The sequence below is a fragment of the Corallococcus sp. AB049A genome (assembly GCF_003668885.1).
Classification (GTDB): Bacteria; Myxococcota; Myxococcia; order Myxococcales; family Myxococcaceae; genus Corallococcus; species Corallococcus interemptor.
In genome coordinates this window covers 1-1,877 of the sequence record NZ_RAWL01000753.1, presented here as the reverse complement: position 1 = coordinate 1,877, position 1,877 = coordinate 1, and the positions used below count along the sequence as shown (strand labels likewise).

General features: G+C 71.7%; 3 protein-coding genes. 2 read left to right on the top strand and 1 reads right to left on the bottom strand.

Going from position 1 to position 1,877, the window contains the following annotated elements; genetic code table 11:
- Window positions 1-209 precede the first annotated feature (209 nt).
- Window positions 210-827 (top strand): DUF2378 family protein, encoded by a 618-nt coding sequence (locus D7X55_RS39050; RefSeq protein WP_121725679.1) that lies wholly within the window; start codon window positions 210-212, stop codon window positions 825-827.
- On the opposite strand, the gene D7X55_RS39045 is transcribed toward D7X55_RS39050, so the two are convergent.
- Window positions 778-1,623 carry a tRNA (5-methylaminomethyl-2-thiouridine)(34)-methyltransferase MnmD gene (locus D7X55_RS39045; protein WP_121725678.1) on the bottom strand — a complete coding sequence of 282 codons (846 nt, stop codon included), beginning with the start codon at window positions 1,621-1,623 and terminating at the stop codon, window positions 778-780. The genes D7X55_RS39050 and D7X55_RS39045 overlap by 50 nt on opposite strands.
- A 48-nt stretch (window positions 1,624-1,671) precedes the next feature.
- Here D7X55_RS39045 and D7X55_RS39040 point away from each other — a divergent pair.
- On the top strand, window positions 1,672-1,877 hold a 206-nt coding region (locus D7X55_RS39040; protein ID WP_147470409.1), incomplete at its 3' end, for a hypothetical protein.

Below are 1,877 nucleotides of genomic sequence, written 5' to 3'. Positions count from 1 at the left end.
GGTCTGGCACGAGCGCTTCGACGGAGACCCCGCGCACCAGTGGCTGCGCGAGCTCGTGGCGCGGGCGGTCAACACGGGGTCTGAAAACACCCGGAAGTTGCGAGGCGTACGGCGCGCGCCAGCTTCCTGACACTCGGGGGGCGCGGCACTGAACGTCAGTACACAGGTGGGGGAGCATCGCATGGGGGGCTTCGTGTAGGGTGCTCCGCATGAATCCTGAGAAGCTTGTCTTCGCCCAGACCGTGGACGCGCTGTTCGTCCGAGCGCTGGAGAACCGCCTGACGCCCGCGTGCCGCGAGCACCTGAAGCGGGCGGGGCTGGACCTCGACAAAAAGCTGGAGCGCACCTACACCCTGGAGCAGTGGCGGGAGTTCCTGCGCATCGCGGCGGGCCACGTCTATGGCGGCGTGCCGGCGGAGGCCGCGTACTACTCGCTGGGCGAGCGCTTCATGGATGCCTACTTCGGCACCTTCTTTGGCCGGGCGCTCCTGGGCGTGGGCCGGCTGGCGGGCCCCCGGAGGATGCTGCTGCGGGCGGACGTGGGCTTTCGCGCCGGCAACAACTTCAGTGAAGTCAAAATCGTGGAGCGCGGCGCGACGTCGCTGGAGCTGTGGATGAACGACGTGCTGGCGGACCAGCCGACGTTCGCGGCGGGGCTGCTGGCGCGCGCGGTGGCGCTGTGCGGGGGCTTGCGGGTGGTGGCACTGCCGGAGGAGTTCGACGGCACGGCGGCCACGTTCCACCTGCGCTGGAGCGAGGCCCCCGTCGAGACGGCGCTCAGCGCCACTGAGGATGGGTCCGCAGGCGACGCTCGACCTCAGGCGTGAGGGTGCCCCCGTGCGGGGCCCGGGAGGACGAGCGCTCCCAGCGCTCCAGCCACCGGGTCCCCAGCGGGGCGGCCAGGGATTCGAAGCGGGTCGAGGCCACGGTGGTCTCCCCCTTGGTGCCGGTGGAAACACCGGCGCCCACGTAGAACCCCGCGAGCAGCAGCGTGACGCGGGTGGGCGTGGCCGCGCTGTAGGTCATCAGCAGGGCCCCCTCCCCGTCCTCGCGGCAGTGCCGGCGCACCCGGGCTAGCACGCCTTCGGTCCACATGTCCGGGTTGGACGCGGGTGAGAACGGGTCGAAGAAGACCAGGTCCGCCGGGGGCAGTTCGGACTCCAAGAAGGGCACGGCGTCCCCCAGCTTGAGCTCCCAGTGGATGCCGGGTTCGCTCCAGGTGCCGTGCTTCATGAGGCCTTCGCAGGCGTCGCGGAACGGCTGGAGGAAGGGGAAGCCCTCCGCGTCCGCGAGCGCGAGCCTCAGCGGGGCCAGGTCCACCTCGAAGCTGACGACGTGCAGGTCGCGCGCGCGGTCCGGGCCCAGGTCGCGAGCGCGGGTGAGCGCGGCGACGGCGTTGGTGGCGGCGCCCAGGCCCACGTCGTGGATGACGAGCGGCGGGCCGGGCTGCTTCAGGCGGTCCGCGAGTCCGGGCTGGTCCACGTAGAGGCGCAGGGCCTCCTGCCACGGGCCGACCGCGGGGTGCATGACCTCGCCATGGCCCAGGTGGCGCACGGCGCGGTGGCCGTTGCGCAGGGTGACGAGCTCGAAGTCGCCGTCGCGCGGATGGGAGGGCTCGGACATGGGGCTCCTGGCCTGGAGGGGACGTGTGGGAAAGGATGGGTGCCTAGCATGACGACTCCAGGGCAGGAACATCGGGGCGCGCTTCACGGGGAGGACGTCCGGCACGGCGAGGCCCCGTTCGAGGGCGGCCGGGTGCGGCTGTCGCTGCGGGTGGAGTCCGGCACGGTGTTGGCGGCGGTGTGGGAGGCGCCGGTGCATGGGGGGCATCCACTGGCGGCGTGCCTGGAGGCGCTGTGTCAGCTGTCTCTTATACA